This is a genomic window from Pseudomonas sp. RA_35y_Pfl2_P32 (genome assembly GCF_963970735.1).
GTDB lineage: Bacteria > Pseudomonadota > Gammaproteobacteria > Pseudomonadales > Pseudomonadaceae > Aquipseudomonas.
This window is the reverse complement of record NZ_CAXAQF010000034.1, coordinates 1-25,335: the sequence shown is the minus strand read 5'-3', so window position 1 is coordinate 25,335 and position 25,335 is coordinate 1. Positions and strand designations below refer to the sequence as shown.

Sequence of the window (25,335 nt, the reverse complement as noted above, 5' to 3'; positions counted from 1 at the left end):
CGAACATGGACATGCGCAAGAGCGGCCTGGTCAGCAGCAGCGACTCGGCGGCCTACTCCGACCTCAATCGGCTGAACCAGCTCAAGGTCGGCGACAAGAACAGCGACGGCAACATGCGCAAGGTGGCGCAGGAGTTCGAATCGCTGTTCCTCAATGAAATGCTCAAGTCGATGCGCTCGGCCACCGACGCGCTGGGCCAGGACAATCCGCTGAACACCGCGGCGGCCAAGCAGTACCAGGAAATGTACGACCAGCAACTGGCGGTTTCCATGTCCCGCGAGGGCGGTGGCATTGGCCTGGCCGATGTGCTGATGCGCCAGATGTCGAAGAACAAGCCACTGGCCCCCGGCGAGGCGGCCGCGTTGTCGGCGGCCAAGCAGGAAGCCGCGAAAGCGGCGGTGCAGACACCGATCGCCGCCGGCACGGTGGCCACCGCCGGGCCGCTGTCGCGCCTCAATGGCCAGCGCCCGTTGTGGGCCTCGCGCTCGATTAATCCACCGCAGGCGGCGGAGCAGGGCGTGCACGGCAATGACATGGCGCTGATCAATCAGCGGCGCCTGGCGCTGCCGCCGAAACTGGCGGACCGCCTGCTGGCGGGGCTGGTGCCTTCGGCCAGCGCGGCGGCGGCCACTAACGCCACCACCACCTTGCCCAACCGTGCGACCCGTGACGGCAATGCGCTGGTCAAGGGTGACTGGCAGCCGGCGCAGAGCTATTCCGCCGAGCGCGGGCGCCTGCAGGTCTATGGTCGCGCAATGGCGCAGCCGCCCTTGGCTCCGGCGCCGAAAGCCTTCAGCTCGCCGGACCAGTTCATCACCACCATGTTGCCGATGGCGCAGCAGGCGGCCGATCGCATCGGCGTCGATCCGCGTTACCTGGTGGCCCAGGCCGCCCTGGAAACCGGCTACGGCAAATCGGTGATGCGCACCGCCGATGGCAGCAGCAGCCACAACCTGTTCGGGATCAAGACTGGCAGCACCTGGAAGGGTGCGCAGGCCCGGGCCATCACCAGCGAATTCCGCAATGGCGAGATGGTCAAGGAGACGGCCGAGTTCCGTTCCTACGCCTCCTACCAGGACAGTTTCCATGACCTGGTGACCTTGCTGCAGAGCAACAATCGTTATCAAGAAGTGCTCAAGTCGGCCGATAACCCCGAACAGTTTGTGCGTGAGCTGCAAAAGGCCGGGTACGCCACCGACCCGAACTACGCCAGCAAGATTTCGCAGATTGCCAAACAAATGAAGAGCTATGAGCACTACGCCTCGGCGGGCTCTTCCACGAATTTATAAGGTTTGAACCATGAGCTTGATCAATATCGGGATGTCGGGTCTGAATGCGAGCCAGGCGGCGTTGGCCACGGTCGGCAATAACATTGCCAACGCCAATGCCGCGGGCTACTCGCGTCAACAAATCATCCAGAATAGTGCAGGCTCGCAACAGGTCGGTGGCGTGTTCATCGGGACCGGCACCACCCTGGCTGATGTGCGCCGGGTGTACAACGCCTATGTCGACGCGCAGTTGCAGACCACCACCTCGCTCAATGGTGATGCCCAGGCCTATCTCGATCAGATCGGCGCGGTCGACAAGTTGCTGTCGGATAAAAACACCGGGGTGTCTGCCGCCCTCGGCAGCTTCTTCGCCTCGCTGCAGACCGCGGCCGGCGCCCCCGGCGACATGTCGGCGCGGCAATTGCTGCTGACCAATGCGCAGACCCTGAGCAACCGCTTCAATGCGATCTCCAGCCAGCTCACGCAACAGAATGACGGCATCAACAGCCAGTTGACCACCCTGGCCTCGATGGTCAACCAGCACACCGCAACCATCGCCTCACTCAACCAGCAGATCACCCAGGCCAGCACCTCCGGCAGCACCCCGAACAACCTGCTGGATGCGCGCAACGAAGCGGTTCGCTCGCTGAATGAGCTGGTGGGGGTCAAGGTGCAAGAGCATGACGGGGTCTACGACATCTCGATGGGCACCGGCCAGACGCTGGTCACGGGCAATACCTCTAACACCTTGTCGGCCGTCCCGGGCAAGACCGACAAAAGCCAGTACAGCCTGCAGATCGACTACCCGCAGTCGAGCATCGAGGTGACCTCGGTCGTCACGGGCGGCAAGATGGGCGGTCTGATCCGCTACCGTAATGATGTGCTGGCCCCGGCCATCAATGACCTGGGGCGCACCGCGCTGGTGGTCTCCGATGCGTTCAACAAGCAACTGGGCCAGGGCCTGGATGCCAATGGCGAGTTCGGCTCGTCGTTGTTCAATAACATCAACAGCCCGCAGGCCATCAGCCAGCGCAGCCTGGCCACCAGCGGTAACAGCGCCGGCTCCGGCAACCTGGACGTGACCATCGGCGACAGCAGCGCGTTGACCGCCTATGACTATCAAGTGACGTTCACCAGCGACAAGAACTACAGCGTCAAGCGTTCCGACGGCACCACCCTGGGGCCATTCGACGTCACCAAGACGCCGCCGGACATGATTGATGGCTTCACCCTCACGCTCAATGGGGGTGGGTTGAGTGCCGGCGACAGCTTCAAGGTCAGCCCGACCCGCACGGGCGCCAGCGACCTCAGCGTGCAGTTGAAAGACCCCAACAAACTGGCGTTCGCCGGGCCGTTGCTGGCGGACAAAGGCAGCTCCAACTCCGGCACGGGCGCCTTGAGCAGCCCGAACCTGTCATCGATGCTGGATATCTACGGCGGCGCCGACCTGGGCCAGTTGCAGAGCCAGATCGAAGGGGCGATGCCGGTGCGGATCGCCTTCGACGCAGCCAAGGACGGGACCCAGACCTATCGCGTGCTGAACGAGGCGGGTGCCGAAATCGGCAAGGGCAGCATTGTGCCCGGCCAGGACAACAAGCTGACGATCAACGTGCCGGTGCTCGATGCGGCCGGCAATCCGGTGAAGAACGCCGATGGCACGGCCAAGACCATTGGCTTCGATACCACGGTCAGCGGCTCGCCGGGCAAGGGCGACAGCTTTGATATCAAGTTCAACAAGGACGGCAAGGCGGACAACCGCAACGCCAACGAAATGCTCGCCCTGCAGACCAAGGCCACCGTCGGTGTCGGGGGCGCCAATGCCGGCGTCAGCATGGGGCAGGCCTACAGCCAGTTGGTGTCCACGGTCGGGGGCAAGGCCAGCCAGGCCAGCGTCGACGGCACGGCCAACAACGCCGCGCTGGCTTACGCCAAGTCCAGCCGCAGTTCGGTCTCGCAGGTCAATCTGGATGAAGAAGCCAGCGACCTGGTCAAGTTCCAGCAGTACTACACCGCGTCGTCGCAGATCATCAAGGTCGCGCAGGACACGTTCTCGACACTGATCAACAGCCTTTAAGGGAGTCCTTGGCGATGCGTATTTCTACCGCTCAATTCTTTGAGACCAGCACGTCCAAGTACCAGAACAACTTCTCTTCGGTGGTCAAGACCCAGGAGCAGATCGACTCCGGCGTGCGCATCCAGACCGCCGCGGATGATCCCGTTGGGGCTGGCCGCTTGCTGCAATTGCAGCAGCAAAAAGACATGTTGCTGCAGTACGCCGGCAACATGAACAGCATCAAATCTGCGCTGACTAACCAGGAAAGCGTGCTCGACAGCATCAACATCGCTTTGCAGAAGGTCAGCGAGCTGGCGTTGCAATCGGGTGGCGGGGTGATCAGTGACGCGGACCGCAAGTCGATCGCTGACGAGTTGGGCAACATCGAAGAACAAGTGTTCAGCCTGCTCAACAGCAAGAACGAGTCGGGCAACTACCTGTTTTCCGGCTCCAAGACCGACGTCCCGCCTTATGTGCGCAACAACGACGGCACCTACACCTATCAGGGGGACGATACCCAGCTCAACCTGCAGGTCTCGGACACTCTGAGCCTGGCGGCCAGCAACACCGCCAAGAGCATCATGGAAGGCTCGCTCAATACCGGTCGCACCCAGGCGGTTCTGCAGCCGCCGTCGGTCAACGACGGTAAGGTCGCGGTCTCCGATGGCCTGATCAGCTCCAACCAGACCTTCAACAAAAGCTTTGCCGAAGGCCAGCCGTACACGCTGGAGTTCACCAGCAGCACCCAGTACATCCTCAAGGACGCCACCGGCAAGGATGTCACCGCAGAAGTGCCGGGCAATGGCCAGTTCGACTCGACGAAGGAGGGCGCCCACAGCGTCAACCTGCGCGGGGTGAAGTTCGACATCAACCTGAACCTGGCGGACGTGCCCGCAGCCGACCTGGATGCGGCAGTCGAGGGCCACGTATTCACCCTGGAAGCCAAGCCGGACAGCTTCAATGCCTCCCGCAGCCCCGGCAACCCGTCGACGGCCCAGGTCACCGGCGCCACCGTGACCGATGCCAAGGTCTACGGCGACAGTTTTCCGAGCAATGGCGCGGTGATCAAGTTCACCAGCGACACCGAGTATGAGGTCTATGCCCAGCCGCTGAGTGCCAACAGCAAGTCCATCGGCACAGGCAGCCTGAACGCCGCTGGCGACTCGCTGACGGCGGTGGGGGTCAAGTTCGACCTCGGTGGTGCGGTGAAGTCCGGCGATCAGTTCGTGGTCGGCGCCAACAACCATCAGACCCAGAGCGCGCTGGACACCATCAGTCAGTTACGCCAGGCCCTGGCAACGCCGAGCGATGGCGACCTGGTTGCCCAGCAGAAGCAGAAGAATGCGATCAACTCGGCCATTGGCAACCTGCAGAACGCCAGTGCCGGGATCGACAACGCCCGCGGTTCCATCGGCGCGAGCCTGAAGGCGATCGACATCCAGGCCGGGGAAAACGTCAGCATGGGCCTGGCCAACGACTCGACCATGGCTGCCATTGGCAACACCGACATGGCCAGTGCCTCGATTGAGCTGAGCTTCCAGAAAGCCATGCTCGAAGCCTCCCAACTGGCCTTTGTGAAAATCTCCCAGTTGAGCCTGTTTAACAAACTTTGACCCTCGCCTGAATGCCGGTCCACCCTGATCTCGCGGGTGGGCCGGTGCTGCTTCATATGCGCGCTTTTCCCGCCTTATCACCACCGATTTGCCGGCGTTCGCCTGGCTAAAGCCCTGCGCGCGGTTTTTACGTGGCGGATTGTTTTGGCCAATGCACACAAAATAGAGTGACCTATGAGTCATAAAGCGCATCTTCACTGTATCGTGTGAAAAGGGTGGGATGGGTGCCCGCTGTTCGCTGGGTTGATTTTCATGATTTTGGCACCCGTGTCTGGCGCAGTTTTGTGGGCCAACCCCCTTTGTTATCAGTGCCTCTCGATCCTGCGAGCGGTGATCTCCAGTTATTCTGTTTTGGGAAGCCACAATGATTGGCATAAAAAGCATCGCCAGTTACGTGCCAGTGAACGGGCTTGATAACTACGCTCAGGGCGCGAAATTCGCCAAGGATGAAGAGTTCATTTTGGGCAAGATTGGCTCGGCCTTTCTGCCGCGCATGGATGCCGGCCAGGAAACCTCCGATCTGTGCGTGGAGGCTGCCAATGCGTTGTTCGCCAACAACCCGCAACTGGACCGTCAAGCCATCGACGTGTTGATTGTGGTCACGCAGAACGGCGACGAAGAAGGCTTGCCCCACACCTCAGCCATCGTCCAGGACAAGCTGGGCCTGTCGACCCGGGTTGCCGCGTTCGACGTCTCCCTGGGCTGCTCCGGCTACGTGTATGGCCTGTATGCCATCAAGGGTTTCATGGAAGCGGCGGGCTTGAAGAACGGCCTGTTGATCACCGCCGATCCCTATTCGAAGATCGTCGACCCGGAAGACCGCAACACCACCATGCTGTTCGGTGATGCGGCCACCGCCACCTGGATGGGCGAAGACGCTGCCTGGCAACTGGGCAAGGCCAAGTTCGGTACCGACGGTTCCGGCGCGCCGCACCTGAAAGTCAGCGACGGCGTGTTCTACATGAACGGTCGCCAGGTGTTCAACTTCGCCTTGCTCAAGGTCCCGGCGCACTTGCACGAACTGCTGGATGACTCGGGCCTCAAGTCCGAAGACATCGACGCCTTCTGCATTCACCAGGGCAGTGCGGCGATTGTCGATGCCGTGGCGCGGCGTTTCGAAGGCGAGCCGGAGAAGTTCATCAAGGACATGGTCGAGACCGGCAACACCGTGTCTTCGAGCATCCCGCTGCTGCTGGAAAAGCACATGCTCTACTCCACCTGGAAGCGTGTGGCAATCAGTGGTTTTGGCGTAGGCCTGTCCTGGGGCTCGGCGATCATCCACCGCCCGTGACCCGCTAGCATTCGCTAAAAAAACGCCCATGGCCGCGAGGTCATGGGCGTTTTTTATTGCCTGGGATTTGCCGCTGTCGAGGCCCAAATCAGGGCCAGGTACGACGCGCGCCAGACGGCCCAAGGCCTTGAAACATTAGGGGGTGGCACGTTGCTAGTAAAAAACTTGAAAAAAGCCCTCAAGCAACCTGCATTGACGACGATAACTATTACGAAGGTTCTCTAGGCCACACCCGGCGGTTGCCAGGGCCGGAAGCCGCAGCACCCAACCAACGAGGAATTCGTCATGGCTTTATCTGTTAATACCAACATCACCTCCCTGGGCGTTCAGAAAAACCTGAACAAGGCTTCCGATGCCCTGAGCAACTCGATGAACCGTCTGTCTTCCGGCCTGAAAATCAATAGCGCCAAAGACGACGCCGCTGGCATGCAGATCGCCAACCGTCTGGGCAACCAGGTCAAAGGCTTGAACGTAGCCATCGCCAACGCCAACAACGGTGTTTCGATCGCGCAGACCGCTGAAGGCGCGATGCAGGAATCCACCAACCTGCTGCAACGTCTGCGTGAGCTGGCCCTGCAGTCTGCGAACGGTGATAAAAGCGACGCTGACCGTGTTTCCCTGCAGCAGGAATTCACCGCCAAGGTGGGTGAGCTGACCCGTATTTCCAACACCACCACCTTCGGTGGTCGTAATCTGCTGGACGGTTCGTTCAACAACGTTGGTTTCCAGATCGGTGCCAACGCTAACGAAACCATTTCGTTCGGCATGACCGACATCAGCGCGACTGGCCTGAAAGGTACCTACAGCGAAGCGAGCGTTAACAGCACTGCTTTGGCTGGTTTGAGCGCTACCGCAACTGGTTCGGTTCTGGATAAAAAAGCTACCGTAACGGGTGCCGCGAACACGGCTACTACTGCTGGCGACGCATTCAGTATCAATGGTGTGGAGATCAATCTGACTGGTGGTGCGGCTATTGGTGCGCCTGCGGGTGCTGATGGTGCTGCCGCAATCAATGCCCAAACAGCCCTTACCGGCGTTTCGGCGACTGCTGATGCCACCACAGGCATACTGACTTTGAGTTCGAAGTCGGACTTCACTATCGGTGCTTCTTCTAACGGTGCAGCCACTGATGGTTTGGTCAGCCTGGGCTTGACAGCGGGTCCGGTAGTTGCGGCAACTAAAACAAACGCAACCACCATGGATGCAGTTGGCGGTGTCACGGTAAATGGCGCGGCAGTATCGTGGGCCGCAACCGATACACTGGGTACTGTCCTGACCGCTATTGCTGCGCAGGCAGGCACAGGCGCTACAGCCGCTATCGTTGATGGCCGTGTGAAAGTGACCTCGGGTGACGGTGAAGACATCAAGCTGGCCAACACTGCTAGCGGCTCGCTGTCCCAGCTGGGTCTGTCGGCTGGCACTTCCCAGGCCAAGCTGACTGCTGATACTTCCATCGACCTGAACGGTGTAGAAGTCAAGTTCAAGAAAGGCGACACCAGCGACGCGATCGTTGCCTCGATCAACAGCGCCAGCACCGGTGTAAACGCCAGCAAAAACGCTGACGGCACCCTGAATCTGTTCGCTGACAAAGACATCACTGTCAAGGACGGCAGCGCGGGTACTGGTCTGGCCGCACTGGGCCTGACCGCTATTTCCGCTGCTGGTACCAAGGCTGCAGTGACCATGGAAACCACCGTTTCCGACCTGACCATCCTGTCCGCAGCAACCTCGCAGCAAGCCGTTCAGGCCCTGGACGGTGCCTTGCAGCAGATCGACAGCCAGCGTTCGCAGCTGGGTGCGGTGCAAAACCGTTTCGCCAGCACCGTGGCCAACCTGCAAAGCATTTCGCAGAACTCCACTGCCTCCAAAGGCCGTGTAGAAGACGCTGACTTCGCTTCCGAAGCCGCCGAGCTGACCAAGCAACAAACCCTGCAACAGGCTTCCACTGCGATCCTGTCCCAGGCCAACCAGCTGCCATCCGCTGTACTGAAGCTGCTTCAGTAATTTCGGCTAGCGGTTGATCAACGGAAGGGCGCGTCCACGTGCCCTTCCGTTTTTTCAGTTTTGAGGTGATGACATGGACATGAGCATCAAGCTGAACACGTCTTATCCCAATGGCCTCGCCCAGGCCGGCGGAGTGCCTGCCCAGCAGGCCGCACCTGCGCTAGCGGCTAGCCCGGAGCCCAGCGAGGAACCGCAGCGCGTGGCGCTGGAAAAGGCCGTCACGGATATCCGCGAGTTTGTACAGGCAACCCAACGTAACCTGAATTTTTCCATCGACGACTCTACCGGCCAGGTAGTGGTCAAGGTGATCGCCACCGACAGTGGTGAGGTGATTCGACAGATTCCATCGGAAACCGCGCTGAAGCTGGCGCAGAATTTGAGCGATGCCGGCAGCCTGCTGTTCCAGACCCAGGTGTGAGCTGGCACGAAATGTGTTTCTGACTGCTGCTTAGGGGTATCTGCGCCAATAAAGCGGCAGCCACAGGACAAGGAGAATAGCAATGGCGAGTTCAACGATTTCCGGCCCGGGTTCGGGCTACGACACCCAGGCCATCGTCAAGGCGTTGGTGGGGGCCGAGAAGGCGCCCAAGCAAGCCCAGATCACCGATCAGCAAAAAGACACGACCATCAAATTGTCGGCGGTCGGCACGGTGAAGAGCTCGCTGGAGTCCTATCGGGCGGCCATCGCCAAGTTGAATAACGTGGCCGCGTTCAACGGCCTCGCTGCTACCTCGTCCGAAGACAAGAACATCAAGGTCACCCTCGGTGATGGCGCCTCCAGCGGCAAGTACCTGGTGGTGGTCGACCAATTGGCAACCGCCTCGAAAGTCACCAGCAAGGTGTTCGAGGGCGGGGCGTCAGGCAAGGCCAACGCCACCGACGAAGTCCAGACCCTGACCATCAACCAGGGTGACAAGAGCTACGACGTCTTGGTGCCGGGCGGCGCGACCTTGCAGGAAGTGCGTGAATCGATCAACACCCAGCTCTCGGCCCAGGGCATCAGTGCCAACGTCTTGACCGATGCCAGTGGCGGGCGCCTGGTGATCGGCTCGAACACCACGGGCGTCGACACCGATATCACCCTCAGCGGCGACTCGGACCTGGTCCAGGGCTATGACAAGGGCCAGCCGGCGCAGAATGCCAAGTACAGCATCGACGGTATCGCGATGGAGTCCACCAGCAACAAGGTGACTTCCGCCATCAGTGGTGTGACCCTGGAGCTGCTGGCCAAGGACAAGGACAAGCCAGTCACCGTCAATGTGGCGAGCAACACCGACACCCTGAAAACCTCGGTGCAGTCCTTCGTCACTGCCTACAACGCGCTGATGACCAGCATCAATACCCAGACCAAGGTCACCTCCACCGGCGATTCGGCGACCACCACCGCAGGCGCGCTGACCGGCGACGCCTCGATGCGGCAACTGGTCAACAATCTGCGCAACGAACTGGTCAACAGTTCCGGCTCGGGCTCCATGAGCAGCCTGGCGCAGATGGGCATCACCACTGACCAGAAAACCGGTTTGCTGAGCCTGGATGACAAGGTCTGGGACAAGGCCGTGGTCAAGGGCGCGGGGGACATCGCCAAGATGTTTACCGGCGATACCGGCCTGGTGGCGCGCATGACCAAGGCCACCGAGTCCTACGTGGGCAGCACCGGGACGCTGGCGAGCCGGGTGACCGATCTCAACACCAAGTTGACCGACCTCACCACCCAGCAGGCGGACCTGGATCGGCGCATGGAGAGTTTGCAGAAAACCCTCAGTGCCAAGTACACGGCCATGGACACCATGATCGCCCAGATCAACGCCAGCAGCTCCAGCATCATGACCACCCTCAACTCGCTGAACAATCCGAAGTCGGACTGATAGCCCAGGGGCGCGCAAGCGCCCGGTGACGGTGGTCGCGATGCCCCGGGCCTGCGGGCCCGATTAAAGTTTTCCTGGTGGCAGTCGAGAAACTGGTTAGCTAAAACCTATTCGCCTGTGGCCTGTACCGAGGTAGCAACATGAACCCTATGAAAGCCCTGCGTGCGTACCAGAAGGTCAATTCCCACGCGCAGATCTCCGAAGCCAGTCCGCATCGTCTGATCCAGATGTTGTACGAAGGTGGCCTCGATCGCCTGGCCCAGGCCAAGGGCGCTCTGGAGCGTGGTGATACCCCGCAGAAGTGCCTGATGCTCACCAAGGCCATCGACATCATTACTGGCCTGCGCCAGGGCCTGGATGAAGAGAAGGCCGAGGACCCGGCGTCAATCCAGCAGTTGGCCAGCCTCTACGACTACATGAATACCCAGCTGCTGCAGGCCAACATCAGCAATGACCCGCAAATCATCGACGAAGTCGCCCGCTTGCTGATCACCCTGAAAAGCGGCTGGGACGGGATCGCGGCACACGAGATAGCGCAATAGGCCTGTGGGCCTGAGGATGATGTCATGAGCCAAGCCCTGCAACGCATCGAGCAAACCCGCGAGGCCCTGGTCGAGGCGCTGGCTGAGCGCAACTGGCAGGCCATCGGTGAGCTGGACGTCGCCTGCCGCACCTGTGTCGACGATGTGCTCAGCGAGGTGCCGGTGGATGAGCAGGCGCTGCGCGAGAACCTGCAGAGCCTGCTGGTGGTCTACAAGCGGCTGCTGGACGTGGCGATGGACGAGCGGCAGGCGATAGTCGACGAGATGTCTCAGATCAGACAAGCGAAGGGCGCGGCAAAGGTTTACCATCTGTTCGGTTAACGCTTTGGTTAATCAGTTGTCCGGTCATATGCGCCATAAATTTGACTATGCTCGGTTTTTTGACTTAACTAGTGGCTGTTTGCAGATTTCAGACGTCTATTAGGCTTAACGTGCCTGCAGGCGTCTAGCTTGCCTTCTTATTTCGGGCATTGAGTTGACTAGGGAAGTTGCTATTGCATGTGGCGTGAAACCAAAATTCTGCTAATTGATGACGATAGCGTCCGCCGCCGCGACCTGGCGGTGATTTTAAATTTTCTCGGTGAAGAAAACTTACCCTGCGCAAGCTATGACTGGCAGCAGGCTGTCGGCTCTTTGTCGTCTAGTCGTGAAGTCATCTGTGTCCTGATCGGGACGGTCAATGCACCTGGTTCGTTGTCAGCTCTGTTAAAGACACTCGCAACCTGGGATGAGTTCCTTCCCGTTTTGCTGATGGGCGATAATTGTGCTCAGGATCTGCCCGACGACCAGCGTCGCCGGGTGTTGTCGACCCTGGAAATGCCCCCCAGCTACAGCAAATTGCTCGATTCGCTGCACCGTGCCCAGGTCTATCGCGAGATGTACGACCAGGCCCGCGAGCGCGGTCGTCATCGTGAACCCAACCTGTTCCGTAGCCTCGTCGGCACCAGCCGGGCGATCCAGCACGTGCGTCAGATGATGCAGCAAGTGGCCGACACCGACGCCAGTGTGCTGATCCTTGGCGAATCGGGCACCGGCAAGGAAGTGGTTGCGCGCAACCTGCACTATCACTCCAAGCGCCGTGACGCGCCGTTCGTGCCGGTCAACTGTGGCGCGATCCCGGCCGAGTTGCTGGAAAGCGAACTGTTCGGCCACGAGAAGGGCGCCTTCACCGGGGCGATCACCAGCCGTGCCGGGCGTTTTGAACTGGCCAACGGCGGCACCCTGTTCCTCGACGAGATCGGCGACATGCCGCTGCCGATGCAGGTCAAGCTGCTGCGGGTATTGCAGGAGCGCACCTTCGAGCGCGTGGGCAGCAACAAGACCCAGAGCGTCGACGTGCGGATCATTGCCGCGACCCACAAGAACCTCGAAAGCATGATCGAGGTCGGCAGCTTCCGCGAAGACCTGTACTACCGCTTGAACGTCTTCCCGATCGAAATGGCGCCGCTGCGTGAGCGGGTCGAAGACATCCCGTTGCTGATGAACGAGCTGATTTCGCGCATGGAGCACGAAAAGCGCGGCTCGATCCGCTTCAACTCGGCAGCGATCATGTCGCTGTGTCGCCACGGCTGGCCGGGCAACGTCCGTGAACTGGCCAACCTGGTGGAGCGCATGGCGATCATGCACCCGTATGGGGTGATCGGCGTGGTCGAGTTGCCGAAGAAATTCCGCTACGTCGACGACGAAGACGAGCAACTGGTCGACAGCCTGCGCAGCGACCTCGAAGAGCGGGTGGCCATCAATGGCCATGCCCCGGACTTCACCGCCAATGCCTTGCTGCCGCCCGAAGGCCTGGACCTCAAGGACTACCTCGGTGGCCTGGAGCAGGGCTTGATCCAGCAGGCCCTGGATGATGCCAACGGCATCGTCGCCCGTGCGGCTGAGCGCCTGCGCATCCGCCGTACCACCCTGGTGGAGAAGATGCGCAAGTACGGCATGAGCCGACGTGAAGGGGACGAACAGGCGGACGATTGACGCCTGTTTTCCAAGCCCTTGAATAAGGGGCGGTTTTTTTTAGGCACGGGTATTGCTACATCCCTCGCAACGTTCCGTTTCACTGACGGTCAGCCAAGCGAGAGTGCACGATGCCCCACGCCGCCCAGATGTCTCCAGCCCCCGATGCGCCCGGCGTAGAGCCGGCAAACCGGCCTGGCCTTGAACAGGCGTTCGCCCTGTTCAATCAGATGTCGAGCCAACTTACTGACTCCTATAGCCGACTCGAAGCCCGGGTCTCGGAGCTCAAGGGTGAGTTGGAAGTGGTCAGTGCCCAGCGCCTGCAAGAACTGGCAGAAAAAGAACGCTTGGCCAATCGCCTGCAGAACCTGCTCGACCTGTTGCCGGGCGGCGTCATCGTCATCGACGCCCAGGGCATCGTCAGCGAAGCCAACCCAGCGGCGTGCGAACTGCTGGGGCTGCCACTGCAAGGTGAGCTGTGGCGCCAGGTCATCGGTCGCTGCTTTGCGCCCCGTGAAGACGACGGTCATGAGATTTCCCTGAAGGATGGTCGGCGCCTGTCGATTGCCACCCGTTCGCTGGACGCCGAGCCGGGGCAGTTGGTGCTGCTCAACGACCTGACCGAAACCCGTCACCTGCAGGATCAACTGGCGCGCCACGAACGCCTGTCGTCCCTGGGGCGGATGGTCGCGTCCTTGGCCCATCAGATCCGCACCCCCTTGTCCGCGGCCTTGCTCTACGCCAGTCACCTGACGGAGCAGGCGTTGCCGGTGCAAACCCAGCAGCGGTTTGCCGGGCGCCTGAAGGAGCGCCTGCACGAGCTTGAGCATCAGGTGCGCGACATGCTGGTGTTCGCCCGTGGCGAGTTGCCGCTGACCGATCGGGTCAGCCCCAAGCTGCTGCTGCAGTCGTTGCAAGCGGCGGCGCAGACCCATGTCCAGGACGTGCCGATCCGCTGGCAGTGCGACGCCCACGCCGGAGAGTTGCTGTGCAACCGCGACACTCTGGTGGGGGCGCTGCTGAACCTGATTGAAAACGCGATCCAGGCCAGTGCCGGCGCGGTGCGCTTGAAAGTGCACCTGTATGCCCGGCAGAACACCTTGCGCCTGTGCGTCAGTGACAGCGGTGCCGGGATCGAGGCCGCGGTGCTGGCGCGCCTGGGCGAACCTTTTTTCACCACCAAGACCAACGGCACTGGCCTGGGCCTGACCGTGGTCAAGGCGGTGGCACGGGCCCATCAGGGACACTTGCAACTGCGCTCGCGGCCAGGCCGTGGCACCTGTGCGGTGCTCGACCTGCCGTTGTTTGGCAGCGCGCAGGAAACGGAGTGAGGTCAATGCAAATCAAGGTTCTGCTGGTCGAAGACGACCGTGCCCTGCGCGAAGCGCTGGCCGATACGCTGCTGCTGGCCGGCCACGACTACCGCGCCGTCGCTAGCGCCGAAGAGGCGCTGGAGGCGGCGGCGCGCGAGCCCTTCAACCTGGTGGTCAGCGACGTCAACATGCCCGGCATGGACGGTCATCAGTTGTTGAGTCTGTTGCGGGTGCGCCATCCCCAGTTGCCGGTGTTGCTGATGACGGCCCATGGGGCAGTGGAGCGCGCGGTGGATGCGATGCGCCAGGGCGCGGCCGACTATCTGGTCAAGCCGTTCGAGCCCAAGGCCCTGCTGGATCTGGTGGCGCGCCATGCCCTGGGGTGCCTGGGCGGTGGCGAAGGCGAAGGGCCAGTGGCGTTCGAACCGGCCAGTGCCCAGTTGCTGGCGTTGGCGGCACGGGTGGCCCGCAGTGATTCGACGGTGCTGATTTCCGGCGAGTCGGGCACCGGCAAGGAAGTGCTGGCGCGCTACATCCATCAGCACTCGCGGCGCGCCAACCAGCCGTTCATTGCGATCAATTGCGCGGCGATTCCGGACAACATGCTCGAGGCCACGCTGTTCGGCCATGAGAAGGGCGCGTTCACCGGAGCGATTGCCGCCCAGGCGGGCAAGTTCGAGCAGGCGGATGGCGGCACGATCCTGCTCGACGAGATTTCCGAGATGCCCCTGGGGCTGCAGGCCAAGCTGCTGCGGGTGCTACAGGAGCGTGAAGTCGAGCGGGTCGGCGCGCGTAAGCCGATCGTGCTGGATATCCGGGTGGTGGCCACCACCAACCGCGACCTAGCGGGGGAAGTGGCGGCGGGGCGGTTTCGCGAAGACCTGTACTATCGCCTGTCGGTGTTTCCCCTGGCGTGGCGTCCGCTGCGCGAACGCACTGCCGATATTCTGCCGCTGGCCGAGCGCCTGCTGGCCAAGCACGTCAATAAAATGCACCACGCGGCGGCGCGATTGTCGCCACAGGCCCAGGCCTGTCTGGTCGGGTATCCGTGGCCGGGCAATGTGCGCGAGCTGGACAATGCGATCCAGCGTGCGCTGATCCTGCAGCAGGGCGGGGTGATCGAGCCGCAGGACTTCTGCCTGTCAGGGCCGGTGGCCTGCGCGCCGCTGCCGAGCCTGGCGCCAAGGGCGGTGTCTGCACGCGCGCTGGAGGTCGAGGCGGCGCCCGGCGAGTCGGCCGGAGCCCTGGGTGACGACCTGCGTCGCCGGGAATTCCAGATGATCATCGACACCCTGCGCGCCGAACGCGGTCGCCGCAAGGAAGCCGCCGAACGCCTGGGCATCAGCCCTCGCACCCTGCGTTACAAACTGGCGCAAATGCGCGACGCCGGAATGGACGTGGAAGGGCACCTGTTCGCCACCTGAGCCAAGCCGACGATTCCCGTAACCCCGTAACCGCTGTCGAGCCCGCGAGGCTGCGTTCGAGGACGCAGTCCTCGCCAGATCTGTAGGCTGACACCGAATTACGACCGCTTCGCGGCCGAACGCAGCCTTGCGGGCTCGGCAGCGGCTACAAGGGCTTTTATCCGTGGGCCCCGGCGGAGCTGGCACCCTTGTTGCTAACACCAGTCTATCCGCCGAGTGAGCGTCAAAAAATTGCGGGTCGTCAGAGAGAGCAGTCATGAGCCAAGGAATTGAATTTAACCGGTTGATGCTGGACATGCGCGCCATGCAAATGGACGCCATGGCCGCACCCAAGGCCGTTGCCGCGCCCCAAGAAGCCGGCAGCAGCTTTGCCGACATGCTGGGCCAGGCCGTGAACAAGGTCAACGACACCCAGCAGGCGTCGACCCAGTTGTCCACCGCGTTCGAAATCGGCAAAAGCGGTGTCGACTTGACCGACGTGATGATCGCCAAGGAAAAAGCCGGCGTCTCCTTCCAGGCGCTGACCCAGGTCCGCAACAAGCTGGTTCAGGCGTACCAAGACATCATGCAGATGCCGGTTTAAGGACACATTGAGTCATGGCAGAAGCAGTCGCCAATAACGTTCCGGCCAAGGCCGCCGCGGCAGAGGGCAAATCGCCGCTGTTCGGCCTGTCCTTCCTGGAAAACCTCTCCGAGATGACCATGCTGCGGCAGGTGGGCCTACTGGTGGGCCTGGCTGCGAGTGTGGCGATTGGTTTTGCCGTGGTCCTCTGGTCGCAGCAACCGGACTACCGGCCGTTGTACGGCAGCCTGGCCGGGATGGACGCCAAACAGGTGATGGAGACCCTGGCCACCGCCGACATTCCCTACACCGTCGAACCCAACTCCGGTGCCTTGCTGGTCAAGGCCGATGACTTGCCGCGTGCGCGGCTCAAGCTGGCCGCCGCTGGGGTGACCCCCACCGACGGCAACATCGGTTTTGAAATCCTCGACAAGGACCAGGGCCTGGGCACCAGTCAGTTCATGGAAGCGACCCGTTACCGTCGCGGCCTCGAAGGTGAACTGGCACGGACCATTGCCAGCCTGAACAACGTCAAGGGTGCCCGCGTGCACCTGGCCATTCCGAAAAGCTCGGTGTTCGTGCGCGACGAGCGCAAGCCCAGCGCCTCGGTGCTGGTGGAGCTGTACGCCGGCCGCTCGCTGGAGCCGAGCCAGGTGGTGGCCATCGTCAATCTGGTGGCAACCAGCGTCCCGGAACTGAGCAAGTCGCAAATTACCGTGGTCGACCAGAAGGGCACCCTGCTCTCCGATCAGGCGGAGAACTCCGCGCTGACCATGGCCGGCAAGCAGTTCGACTACAGCCGCCGCATGGAAAGCATGCTCACCCAGCGCGTGCACAACATCCTGCAGCCGGTGCTGGGCAATGACCGCTACAAGGCCGAAGTGTCCGCCGACGTCGACTTCAGTGCGGTCGAGTCGACCTCCGAGCAGTTCAACCCCGATCAACCGGCCCTGCGCAGCGAGCAGTCGACCTCCGAACAGCGTACCGCCAGCAATGGCCCGCAAGGCGTACCGGGTGCCCTGAGCAACCAGCCGCCGGCACCGGCTTCGGCACCGCAAGCCACCGGTGGCGCTGCCGCCGCAGGCGGCATGGTGCAGCCCGGCCAGCCGCTGCTCGATGCCAACGGCCAGCAGATCATGGACCCGGCCACCGGCCAGCCGATGCTCGCCCCATACCCGGCGGACAAGCGTCAGCAATCGACCAAGAACTTCGAACTCGACCGCTCCATCAGCCACACCAAGCAGCAGCAAGGCCGCTTGAACCGGTTGTCGGTGGCGGTGGTGGTCGATGACCAGGTCAAGGTCAATCCCGCCAACGGCGAAACCTCCCGCGCACCGTGGACCGCCGATGAATTGGCGCGCTTCACCCGCCTGGTGCAGGACGCGGTCGGCTTCGACGCCAGCCGTGGCGACAGCGTCAGCGTGATCAACGTGCCATTCTCGACCGAACGCGGCGAAGTGATTGCCGAGATCCCGTTCTACTCCCAGCCCTGGTTCTGGGATGTGGTCAAGCAAGTGGTCGGCGTGCTGTTCATCCTGGTGCTGGTATTCGGCGTGCTGCGTCCGGTGCTCAACAACATCACCGGTGGCGGCAAGGGCCGGCAACTGGCAGGGATCGGCAGCGATGCCGAGCTCGGCGGCATGGGCGGGCTGGAGGGTGAGCTGGGCAATGACCGGGTCAGCCTCGGCGGCCCGCAAAGCATCCTGCTGCCAAGCCCGAGCGAAGGCTATGACGCCCAGTTGAACGCAATCAAGAGCCTGGTGGCCGAAGACCCGGGCCGTGTGGCTCAGGTCGTGAAAGAGTGGATTAACGCAGATGAGTGATAACCGAGCCTCGATCGCCAAACTCAGCCGGGTCGACAAAGCCGCGATCCTGCTGCTGTCCCTGGGCGAAACCGACGCCGCGCAAGTGCTGCGCCACATGGGCCCGAAAGAGGTCCAGCGCGTCGGCGTGGCCATGGCGCAGATGGGCAACGTACACCGCGAGCAGGTCGAGCAGGTGATGAGCGAGTTCGTCGACATCGTCGGCGACCAGACCAGCCTGGGCGTGGGCTCCGACGGCTACATCCGCAAAATGCTCACCCAGGCCCTGGGCGAAGACAAGGCCAATGGCCTGATCGACCGCATCCTGCTGGGCGGCAACACCAGCGGCCTGGACAGCCTCAAGTGGATGGAGCCGCGCGCGGTGGCGGACGTGATCCGCTACGAGCACCCGCAGATCCAGGCCATTGTCGTGGCTTACCTGGACCCCGACCAGGCCGGTGAAGTGCTGGGCAACTTCGACCACAAGGTGCGCCTGGACATCATCCTGCGCGTGTCGTCGCTCAACACCGTGCAGCCGGCGGCGCTCAAGGAACTCAACCAGATTCTCGAGAAGCAGTTCTCCGGCAATTCCAACGCCTCGCGCACCACCCTGGGCGGGATCAAGCGTGCCGCCGACATCATGAACTTCCTCGACAGTTCGATCGAAGGCCAGCTCATGGATTCGATCCGCGAAGTCGACGAAGACCTGTCCGGTCAGATCGAAGACCTGATGTTCGTGTTCAACAACCTGGCCGATGTCGACGACCGCGGGATCCAGGCGTTGCTGCGCGAAGTGTCCTCCGATGTGCTGGTGCTGGCCCTCAAGGGCTCGGACGAAGGGGTCAAGGAGAAGATCTTCAAGAACATGTCCAAGCGCGCCGCCGAACTGCTGCGCGACGACCTCGAGGCCAAGGGCCCGGTGCGCGTCAGCGACGTCGAGACGGCACAAAAGGAAATCCTCACCATTGCCCGCCGTATGGCCGAAGCCGGAGAAATCGTTCTCGGCGGGAAGGGCGGCGAAGAAATGATCTGACCCTATGGCTGCCAAGAGTGATGAGTCGCCCAGCGACCTGATTCGTGCGCGTGATGTCAGCGGGCTCGACATCTGGGCGCTGCCCAGTTTTGATCCGTACGTCCCGGAACCCGAACCTGAGCCCGAGCCGGAACCGCCGCAGATGGAAGAAGTGCCGCTGGAGGAAGTCCAGCCACTGACCCTGGAAGAACTCGAGAGCATTCGCCAGGAAGCCTGGAACGAAGGGTTTGCCACCGGCGAGAAAGAAGGCTTTCACAGCACCACCCTCAAGGTTCGCCAGGAAGCCGACGTGGCCCTGAACGCGAAGTTGGCCAGCCTGGAACGGCTGATGGTCAATCTGTTCGAGCCCATCGCCGAGCAGGACACACAGATTGAAAAGGGCCTGGTGGCGCTGGTTCAGCACGTGACCCGGCAGGTGATCCAGCGCGAGTTGGCCATCGACTCGAGCCAGCTGGAACACGTCATGCGCGAAGCCCTCAAGCTGCTGCCGCTGGGGGTGGAGAACGTGCGCCTGTACATCAATCCCCAGGATTTTGCCCAGGTCAAAGCCCTGCGCGAACGCCACGAGGAAAGCTGGCGCATCGTCGAGGACGAGACGCTGTTGCCCGGTGGTTGCCGGGTCGAGACCGAGCACAGCCGGATCGACGCGACGGTGGAAACCCGCATTGCCCAGGCCACGGCGCAGTTGCTCGACCAGTTGCACGAGCAGGCGCTGCACCCGGCGCCCGCGGATTTGCAGCTCGACCTGAATGCCGTTGCCCCGCCGGTCAGCCCCGATGCGCCTTGATCGCACCAGTTTTGCCAAGCGCCTGGGCAGCTACGCCGCCGCGGTGCAGTTGCCGGGCCAGCCGGTCCTCGAAGGGCGCCTGTTGCGCATGGTCGGCCTGACGCTGGAGGCCGAAGGCTTGCGCGCAGCCATGGGCAGCCGCTGCCGGGTGATCAACGACGACAGCTATCACCCGGTCGAAGTCGAGGCCGAGGTCATGGGCTTTTCCGGCAACAAAGTATTCCTGATGCCGGTGGGTAGCGTGGCCGGGATCGCCCCGGGCGCGCGGGTCGTACCGCTGGCGGACAACGGCCGCCTGCCAATGGGCATGAGCATGCTCGGACGGGTGCTCGACGGTGCCGGTCGGGCGCTGGACGGCAAGGGCGGTATGAAGGCCGAAGACTGGGTGCCGATGGACGGCCCGACCATCAACCCGCTCAACCGTGATCCCATCAGCGTGCCGCTGGACGTCGGCATTCGCTCGATCAATGGCTTGCTCACGGTCGGCCGCGGCCAGCGCCTGGGCCTGTTCGCCGGTACCGGGGTGGGCAAGAGTGTGCTGCTGGGCATGATGACCCGCTTCACCGAAGCCGACATCATCGTGGTGGGGCTGATCGGTGAGCGGGGCCGGGAAGTGAAGGAGTTCATCGAACACATCCTCGGTGAAGAGGGCCTCAAGCGCTCGGTGGTGGTGGCTTCGCCGGCCGACGATGCGCCGCTGATGCGCATGCGCGCGGCGATGTACTGCACGCGCATCGCCGAGTATTTTCGCGACAAGGGCAAGAATGTCCTGTTGCTGATGGACTCGCTGACCCGTTTTGCCCAGGCCCAGCGGGAAATTGCCCTGGCCATCGGCGAGCCGCCCGCGACCAAGGGCTATCCGCCTTCGGTGTTCGCCAAGTTGCCGAAACTGGTGGAGCGCGCGGGCAATGCCGAGGCGGGCGGCGGGTCGATCACGGCCTTCTACACCGTGCTGTCGGAGGGCGATGACCAGCAGGATCCGATCGCCGACTCGGCGCGGGGCGTGCTCGACGGCCACATCGTGTTGTCCCGGCGCCTGGCTGAGGAGGGGCACTACCCGGCCATCGACATCGAAGCGTCCATCAGCCGGGTCATGCCCTCGGTGGTTTCGCCCGAGCACATGCGCCGCGCCCAATATTTCAAGCAGCTCTGGTCCCGTTATCAACAGAGCCGCGACCTGATCAGCGTCGGCGCCTACGTGGCCGGCGGCGATCGCGAAACCGACACCGCCATTGCCCTGCAGCCGACCATGGTCAGCTACCTGCGCCAGGGCCTCAACGACAACATCAGCCTGGGCGAAAGCCACGCCCACCTGGAAACCCTTTTCGCTCCGGCAGCCGGAGGCTAAGCGGCCATGGCCCAGAGCCGAGCAGCGCGCCTGGCGCCAGTGGTCGACATGGCGGAAAAGGCCGAGAAGACCGCCGCCCAGCGCCTGGGCTACTTCCAGGGCCAGGTGCGGCTCGCCGAAAACAAGTTGGCCGACCTCGACGGATTTCGCCTCGAATACCTGGAACGCTGGGTTGAGCGCGGCCGCGAAGGGGTGTCCGGGCAATGGCTGCTGGGTTACCAGGGCTTCCTCGCACAACTGGGCACCGCCATCGACCAGCAGCGGCAAAGCCTGGCCTGGCACCAGAACAACCTGGACAAGGCCCGCGACGGCTGGCAACAGGCCTACGCCCGGGTCGAAGGCTTGCGCAAGCTGGTGCAGCGCTACATCGACGAGGCCCGGCAACTGGAAGACAAGCGCGAGCAGAAGCTGCTCGACGAGCTGTCCCAGCGCTTGCCGCGGCAGAGTCCGTATCCTTGAGTGACGCGGGTCGATGGGCTGCCTTGCTCACGACCTGTACAGGTGCTAAACCTTGTACACGATTGCCAAAGACAAGGAAGCTCTCGCATGTCAGTCAATACGCAAGTCTCAGCGGATGGGCAAAAGCTGACGATCTCGATCAAGGGCCGGTTCGATTTTGCCAAGCATCAGGCATTCCGTGAGTCCTACGAGCAGCTCGACAATCAGCGGCCCAACTCGGTGGTGGTCGACCTCAAGGAGGCCACCTACCTCGACAGTTCGGCGTTGGGCATGCTGCTGTTGCTACGCGATCATGCGGGCGGCGACGATTCCGATGTGCGGCTGGTCAACAGCAGTTCCGACGTGCGAAAAATCCTCGCCATCTCCAATTTCGACAAGTTGTTCGACATCAGTTGAGCGACCTGACGCCGCCGCTCGAGCCCCTGACGGTCCTGATCGCCGAAGACAGCGCGGCCGATCGCCTGCTACTGTCGGGCATCGTCCGTCGTCAGGGCCACGCGGTGCTGATGGCGGCGAACGGCGCCGAGGCAGTTGAACTGTACCGCCAGGCGCGTCCGCACCTGGTGTTGATGGACGCCCTGATGCCGGTGATGGACGGCTTCGATGCGGCGCGCCAGATCAAGCAACTGGCCGGGGAAACCCTGGTGCCGATCATCTTCCTCACCTCCCTGAGCGAGAACGAAGGACTGGCTCGCTGCCTGGAGGCGGGCGGTGACGACTTCCTGGCCAAACCCTATAACCAGGTGGTGCTGGCGGCCAAGATCAAGGCCATGGATCGCTTGCGGCGTTTGCAGGCGACGGTGCTGGAGCAGCGTGACCAGATCGTCCGCCACCATCACCACTTGCTCAACGAGCAGCGCGTGGCCAAGGCGGTGTTCGACAAGGTCGCCCACTCGGGCTGCCTGAGCGCACCAAACATCCGCTACCGACAATCGCCCTATGCGCTGTTCAATGGGGATCTGCTGCTGGCGGCGTTCACCCCGGCTGGGGACATGCATGTGCTGCTCGGTGACTTCACCGGCCACGGGTTGCCGGCGGCCGTGGGGGCCATGCCCCTGGCCGAAGTGTTTTACGGGATGACGGCCAAGGGGTTTGGCTTGGCGCACATCCTGCGTGAGATGAATGCCAAGCTCAAGCGCATCCTGCCGGTGGACATGTTCTGCTGCGCCACCCTGCTGTCCCTGAGTTTCCAGCGCCGTTCAGCCGAGGTCTGGAACGGTGGGATGCCTGACGGTTACCTGCATGACGTCGCCAGTGGCGAGCGCCGGCCACTGAAGTCACGGCACTTGCCGCTGGGCGTGTTGAGCGCCCAGGCGTTCGACGACCGCACGGAAGTGTTCCCGATGGCCCTGGGCGATCGGGTGTTGCTGTTGACAGATGGGGTGATCGATACCTGTGACAGCGCCGAGCAGCTGTTTGGTGTCGAGCGACTATTGCAGGTGTTCGCCGACAACCTGGAGCCCGGGCAGTTGTTCGAGGAGATCGAGCAAGCGCTGCGCGATTTTGGCGGCCAGGCCCGGGATGACGTGAGCCTGCTGGAAATCAGCCTGGTGGAGCCGGCCCAGCTCACTCCGCCAGCCCTGGTCTATTCCGACAGTGGCCAGTCCAGCCCGCTGGACTGGTCGTTGAGTTTCGAGTTTCGCGCCGAGTCCCTCAAGCGCTTCGATCCGCTGCCCTACCTGCTGCAGTTGCTGCTGGAGGTGCATGGCCTGCGGGCGCAAAGTGCGGCGCTGCATAGTGTGCTGGCCGAGCTGTACTCCAATGCCCTGGAGCATGGCGTGCTGGGCCTGGATTCGAGCCTCAAGCGCGATGTCCAGGGCTTTGCGCGCTACTATCAGTTGCGCAATGCCCGCCTGGAGCAACTGGAGGCGGGCTATCTGCGGGTGCATGTGCAGGTTGCCCCGCAAGGCTCGGGCGGTTGCCTGGTGATAGAGGTGGAAGACAGTGGTGAGGGGTTTGATGTGCAGCATGTGATGGACAGGCCGCTGGACATCGGTCGTTTATCGGGTCGAGGCGTCAGCCTGATCCGTCAATTGAGCCGTAATGCCAGTTGGTCCGACGACGGCCGGCGGGCGCGCGTGGAGTTTTCCTGGGAGGCTCTGGCATAATCGCGCGCATTCTTGATCAAGGAGCGAGCAAGTGAGTGATACACATCTGGATCGCAACGTACTCAGTGCGTTGCAGGAAGTCATGGAAGGGGACTACCCAGTGTTGCTGGACACCTTCCTGGCGGATTCCGAAGAGCGTCTGCAAGTCCTGCGCGAGGCGCACGATGCGGCGCAGTTGATCAGTGCGGCCCATAGTTTCAAGGGCAGCAGCAGCAACATGGGCGCGTTGCGCCTGGCCAGGCTGTGCCATGAGCTGGAACAGCGCGCCAAGGAAAAAGCCCCGAAGGGCCTGGCCAAGCTGGTGGGTGAAATCGACGGCGAGTTTGCCTTGGTGCGGCCCCTGTATGAAGCCGAACGGCAGCGCTCGCTGGCGTCTGATTCGTCCAATCGCTGCTGTTAGCATTCCCCCGGGCGATCTGGCTCGACCCTTGCAGTCTTCTTGCTCAACTGTATCGACGATTCCAGTGCAGCGGAGACCGCTATGCCCCTTTCCCCCAACACCCTGCTGCAGGCTGGCACGCAGGCCAAGACGCCGTCCGGACCGGCCAATGCCCCGGCGGCCCCTGTGGACAAGGCGTCCGGCTTTGCCCGGGTATTTGCCGGCCATGGCGCGGGCAAGTCCTTGGCGGCGGCCGATACGGGGGTAAAACCGCTGCGTGACAAGACCCCGGACCACCCCGTCCGTGCGGACAAACCTGCCGTCCCGGCCCCAGCGGTTGCCGCTAGCGGCAAAACCTTGCCTGCCGAAAAAGTGGCGTCCGAGGAGGCCGCCGACAGCGAGCCTGGCGCAGTGCCTGAAGGCAGCGCGGTCGATCCGGTGCAGGCTCAGGCCGCCACCCAGCCGGCGCCGGTACCGGTGGTCGAGACCCCAGCGGCTGTGGACCCGGCTATCGAGGCGGCGATGCGGGCCACCACCCAGGCAGTCAGCGATCCGGCGTTCGACCCCGAGGCCGATCCGCTGGATAGCTTGCCGGCGGTGCGCCTGGCGATGGAGCAAAGCGGCCATCTGTCCGCTTCCAGCCAGGCTCAAGCCAAGGCACCACCTGCTGTCGCCCCGGCTGACGGCGAACCGACTGCGGCGCAGACCTTCGCCGCAGGCATGGCCAGCATGCTCGGCCTGCAAACGGACCAGGACGGTGCCGGCGAGGGTGGCGAAAGAGCCTTCAGTGGCTTGATCGACGAAGGCCTCAAGGACCTCAAGGCCGCCAGCAGTGACACCCGCGTGGAAGGGTTTGCCGATCGCCTGGCCGCGCTGACCCAGGCCGCCACGGCGAAAACCGCCAATGCGCTGCCGGTCAACCAGCCGATCGCCATGCACCAGAGTGGCTGGACCGAAGAGGTGGTCAACCGGGTCATGTACCTGTCGAGCGTCAACCTCAAGGCGGCGGACATTCAGTTGCAGCCCGCTGAGCTGGGGCGCCTGGACATCCGCGTCAACATGATTCCCGACCAGCAGACCCAGGTCACCTTCATGAGTGCCCATGTCGGCGTGCGTGAAGCGCTGGACGGGCAGATGCACCGCCTGCGCGAGATGTTCGCGCAACAGGGCATGGGTCAGGTCGACGTCAATGTCTCCGACCAGTCCCGTGGCTCCCAGGAACAGGCGCAGCAGCAGGGGCAGGGGGCCCGCACCGTGGCCACTGGCGGCCGACTGGAGCCGATGATCGATGAGTCGCCGGCCGCCAGTGTCGAAGTGGCCGCCAGCGCCACCCGCGTAGTGGGCTCCAGCGTGGTCGACTATTACGCCTGATGGGCGCTTGTGGGAGCAGGATGCAGGCTGCTCCCTAATGAAATGGTTACCCCCACCGCCCCTTGCGATAGCTCACTAAGCTTTCGCAAGGGGCCCATCGGAGACCATTCTCATGAACAACGTAGCTATCGCCGCCATCGACCTGGGTAAAAACTCCTTT

General features: G+C 62.6%; 22 protein-coding genes. All 22 read left to right on the top strand.

The features are described 5' to 3' along the window. Nucleotides 1-5 precede the first annotated feature (5 nt). The 22 genes from flgJ (at nucleotide 6) to AACY45_RS25370 (ending at nucleotide 25,175) form a co-directional block, all read left to right on the top strand. Nucleotides 6-1,289 carry a flagellar assembly peptidoglycan hydrolase FlgJ gene (gene flgJ / locus AACY45_RS25475; protein ID WP_339548151.1) on the top strand — a complete coding sequence of 428 codons (1,284 nt, stop codon included), beginning with the start codon at nucleotides 6-8 and terminating at the stop codon, nucleotides 1,287-1,289. Between the two features lie 10 nt (nucleotides 1,290-1,299). Then, on the top strand, nucleotides 1,300-3,342 hold the full coding sequence (gene flgK, locus AACY45_RS25470; RefSeq protein WP_339548150.1) for a flagellar hook-associated protein FlgK: 2,043 nt from the start codon (nucleotides 1,300-1,302) through the stop codon (nucleotides 3,340-3,342). A 14-nt stretch (nucleotides 3,343-3,356) separates the two neighbouring features. Beyond that, nucleotides 3,357-4,934, top strand: coding sequence for a flagellar hook-associated protein 3 (locus AACY45_RS25465; RefSeq protein ID WP_339548148.1), 1,578 nt, complete (start codon nucleotides 3,357-3,359; stop codon nucleotides 4,932-4,934). 364 nt (nucleotides 4,935-5,298) lie between these two features. Continuing rightward, nucleotides 5,299-6,225 carry a ketoacyl-ACP synthase III gene (locus AACY45_RS25460; protein ID WP_339548146.1) on the top strand — a complete coding sequence of 309 codons (927 nt, stop codon included), beginning with the start codon at nucleotides 5,299-5,301 and terminating at the stop codon, nucleotides 6,223-6,225. A 285-nt stretch (nucleotides 6,226-6,510) separates the two neighbouring features. Beyond that, nucleotides 6,511-8,229 (top strand): flagellin N-terminal helical domain-containing protein, encoded by a 1,719-nt coding sequence (locus AACY45_RS25455; RefSeq protein ID WP_339548144.1) that lies wholly within the window; start codon nucleotides 6,511-6,513, stop codon nucleotides 8,227-8,229. Between the two features lie 73 nt (nucleotides 8,230-8,302). After that, complete coding sequence (locus tag AACY45_RS25450; RefSeq protein ID WP_339548142.1) at nucleotides 8,303-8,647, top strand: flagellar protein FlaG; 345 nt, start codon at nucleotides 8,303-8,305, stop codon at nucleotides 8,645-8,647. A gap of 82 nt (nucleotides 8,648-8,729) precedes the next feature. Then, nucleotides 8,730-10,094: a flagellar filament capping protein FliD gene (gene fliD, locus AACY45_RS25445; RefSeq protein WP_339548140.1), complete on the top strand. Its 1,365-nt coding sequence runs from the start codon at nucleotides 8,730-8,732 to the stop codon at nucleotides 10,092-10,094. Nucleotides 10,095-10,234: 140 nt separating this feature from the next. Next, nucleotides 10,235-10,636, top strand: coding sequence for a flagellar export chaperone FliS (fliS, locus tag AACY45_RS25440; RefSeq protein WP_339548138.1), 402 nt, complete (start codon nucleotides 10,235-10,237; stop codon nucleotides 10,634-10,636). A 24-nt stretch (nucleotides 10,637-10,660) separates the two neighbouring features. Then, a complete protein-coding gene (locus tag AACY45_RS25435; protein WP_339548136.1) occupies nucleotides 10,661-10,957 on the top strand; it encodes a flagellar protein FliT in 297 nt (98 codons plus the stop codon). A gap of 177 nt (nucleotides 10,958-11,134) precedes the next feature. Next, a complete protein-coding gene (locus tag AACY45_RS25430; protein ID WP_339548135.1) occupies nucleotides 11,135-12,610 on the top strand; it encodes a sigma-54 dependent transcriptional regulator in 1,476 nt (491 codons plus the stop codon). Nucleotides 12,611-12,720: 110 nt separating this feature from the next. Continuing rightward, nucleotides 12,721-13,920 (top strand): sensor histidine kinase, encoded by a 1,200-nt coding sequence (locus AACY45_RS25425; protein ID WP_445261223.1) that lies wholly within the window; start codon nucleotides 12,721-12,723, stop codon nucleotides 13,918-13,920. A gap of 5 nt (nucleotides 13,921-13,925) precedes the next feature. Further along, entirely contained in the window at nucleotides 13,926-15,326 is a 1,401-nt protein-coding gene (locus tag AACY45_RS25420; protein ID WP_339548133.1) for a sigma-54-dependent transcriptional regulator, read from the top strand. Between the two features lie 256 nt (nucleotides 15,327-15,582). Then, the gene (fliE, locus tag AACY45_RS25415) at nucleotides 15,583-15,909 is read left to right on the top strand and encodes a flagellar hook-basal body complex protein FliE (RefSeq protein WP_095169987.1); all 327 of its coding nucleotides are present in this window, start codon (nucleotides 15,583-15,585) and stop codon (nucleotides 15,907-15,909) included. Between the two features lie 14 nt (nucleotides 15,910-15,923). Beyond that, a complete protein-coding gene (gene fliF, locus AACY45_RS25410; RefSeq protein ID WP_339548130.1) occupies nucleotides 15,924-17,711 on the top strand; it encodes a flagellar basal-body MS-ring/collar protein FliF in 1,788 nt (595 codons plus the stop codon). Then, nucleotides 17,704-18,723: a flagellar motor switch protein FliG gene (gene fliG / locus AACY45_RS25405; RefSeq protein WP_095169985.1), complete on the top strand. Its 1,020-nt coding sequence runs from the start codon at nucleotides 17,704-17,706 to the stop codon at nucleotides 18,721-18,723. The genes fliF and fliG overlap by 8 nt, the downstream gene beginning before the upstream one ends. Nucleotides 18,724-18,727: 4 nt before the next feature. Further along, nucleotides 18,728-19,510 (top strand): flagellar assembly protein FliH, encoded by a 783-nt coding sequence (gene fliH / locus AACY45_RS25400; protein WP_339548129.1) that lies wholly within the window; start codon nucleotides 18,728-18,730, stop codon nucleotides 19,508-19,510. Next, complete coding sequence (gene fliI / locus AACY45_RS25395; protein WP_339548128.1) at nucleotides 19,500-20,858, top strand: flagellar protein export ATPase FliI; 1,359 nt, start codon at nucleotides 19,500-19,502, stop codon at nucleotides 20,856-20,858. Before fliH ends, fliI begins: the two co-directional genes overlap by 11 nt. Nucleotides 20,859-20,864: 6 nt before the next feature. Beyond that, nucleotides 20,865-21,317, top strand: a complete 453-nt coding sequence (fliJ, locus tag AACY45_RS25390; protein ID WP_339548126.1) for a flagellar export protein FliJ — start codon at nucleotides 20,865-20,867, stop codon at nucleotides 21,315-21,317. Nucleotides 21,318-21,404: 87 nt separating this feature from the next. Further along, nucleotides 21,405-21,713, top strand: coding sequence for an STAS domain-containing protein (locus AACY45_RS25385; protein WP_339548125.1), 309 nt, complete (start codon nucleotides 21,405-21,407; stop codon nucleotides 21,711-21,713). Between the two features lie 5 nt (nucleotides 21,714-21,718). Then, complete coding sequence (locus tag AACY45_RS25380) at nucleotides 21,719-23,425, top strand: ATP-binding SpoIIE family protein phosphatase (RefSeq protein ID WP_339548173.1); 1,707 nt, start codon at nucleotides 21,719-21,721, stop codon at nucleotides 23,423-23,425. Nucleotides 23,426-23,456: 31 nt separating this feature from the next. Next, nucleotides 23,457-23,825 (top strand): Hpt domain-containing protein, encoded by a 369-nt coding sequence (locus AACY45_RS25375; RefSeq protein WP_339548124.1) that lies wholly within the window; start codon nucleotides 23,457-23,459, stop codon nucleotides 23,823-23,825. Between the two features lie 81 nt (nucleotides 23,826-23,906). Next, nucleotides 23,907-25,175, top strand: coding sequence for a flagellar hook-length control protein FliK (locus AACY45_RS25370; RefSeq protein WP_339548123.1), 1,269 nt, complete (start codon nucleotides 23,907-23,909; stop codon nucleotides 25,173-25,175). Nucleotides 25,176-25,335 lie beyond the last annotated feature (160 nt).

Bases quoted from the DNA above. Each gene is read 5' to 3' on its own strand.
- AACY45_RS25420 (WP_339548133.1), top strand. From the start codon at position 13,926: ATGCAAATCAAGGTTCTGCTGGTCGAAGACGACCGTGCCCTGCGCGAA.
- fliI (WP_339548128.1), top strand. From the start codon at position 19,500: ATGCGCCTTGATCGCACCAGTTTTGCCAAGCGCCTGGGCAGCTACGCC.
- AACY45_RS25460 (WP_339548146.1), top strand. From the start codon at position 5,299: ATGATTGGCATAAAAAGCATCGCCAGTTACGTGCCAGTGAACGGGCTT.
- AACY45_RS25430 (WP_339548135.1), top strand. From the start codon at position 11,135: ATGTGGCGTGAAACCAAAATTCTGCTAATTGATGACGATAGCGTCCGC.
- fliS (WP_339548138.1), top strand. From the start codon at position 10,235: ATGAACCCTATGAAAGCCCTGCGTGCGTACCAGAAGGTCAATTCCCAC.
- fliD (WP_339548140.1), top strand. From the start codon at position 8,730: ATGGCGAGTTCAACGATTTCCGGCCCGGGTTCGGGCTACGACACCCAG.
- flgK (WP_339548150.1), top strand. From the start codon at position 1,300: ATGAGCTTGATCAATATCGGGATGTCGGGTCTGAATGCGAGCCAGGCG.
- fliE (WP_095169987.1), top strand. From the start codon at position 15,583: ATGAGCCAAGGAATTGAATTTAACCGGTTGATGCTGGACATGCGCGCC.
- fliH (WP_339548129.1), top strand. From the start codon at position 18,728: ATGGCTGCCAAGAGTGATGAGTCGCCCAGCGACCTGATTCGTGCGCGT.
- flgJ (WP_339548151.1), top strand. From the start codon at position 6: ATGGACATGCGCAAGAGCGGCCTGGTCAGCAGCAGCGACTCGGCGGCC.
- AACY45_RS25455 (WP_339548144.1), top strand. From the start codon at position 6,511: ATGGCTTTATCTGTTAATACCAACATCACCTCCCTGGGCGTTCAGAAA.
- AACY45_RS25425 (WP_445261223.1), top strand. From the start codon at position 12,721: ATGCCCCACGCCGCCCAGATGTCTCCAGCCCCCGATGCGCCCGGCGTA.
- fliJ (WP_339548126.1), top strand. From the start codon at position 20,865: ATGGCCCAGAGCCGAGCAGCGCGCCTGGCGCCAGTGGTCGACATGGCG.
- AACY45_RS25385 (WP_339548125.1), top strand. From the start codon at position 21,405: ATGTCAGTCAATACGCAAGTCTCAGCGGATGGGCAAAAGCTGACGATC.
- AACY45_RS25435 (WP_339548136.1), top strand. From the start codon at position 10,661: ATGAGCCAAGCCCTGCAACGCATCGAGCAAACCCGCGAGGCCCTGGTC.
- fliF (WP_339548130.1), top strand. From the start codon at position 15,924: ATGGCAGAAGCAGTCGCCAATAACGTTCCGGCCAAGGCCGCCGCGGCA.
- fliG (WP_095169985.1), top strand. From the start codon at position 17,704: ATGAGTGATAACCGAGCCTCGATCGCCAAACTCAGCCGGGTCGACAAA.
- AACY45_RS25465 (WP_339548148.1), top strand. From the start codon at position 3,357: ATGCGTATTTCTACCGCTCAATTCTTTGAGACCAGCACGTCCAAGTAC.
- AACY45_RS25370 (WP_339548123.1), top strand. From the start codon at position 23,907: ATGCCCCTTTCCCCCAACACCCTGCTGCAGGCTGGCACGCAGGCCAAG.
- AACY45_RS25450 (WP_339548142.1), top strand. From the start codon at position 8,303: ATGGACATGAGCATCAAGCTGAACACGTCTTATCCCAATGGCCTCGCC.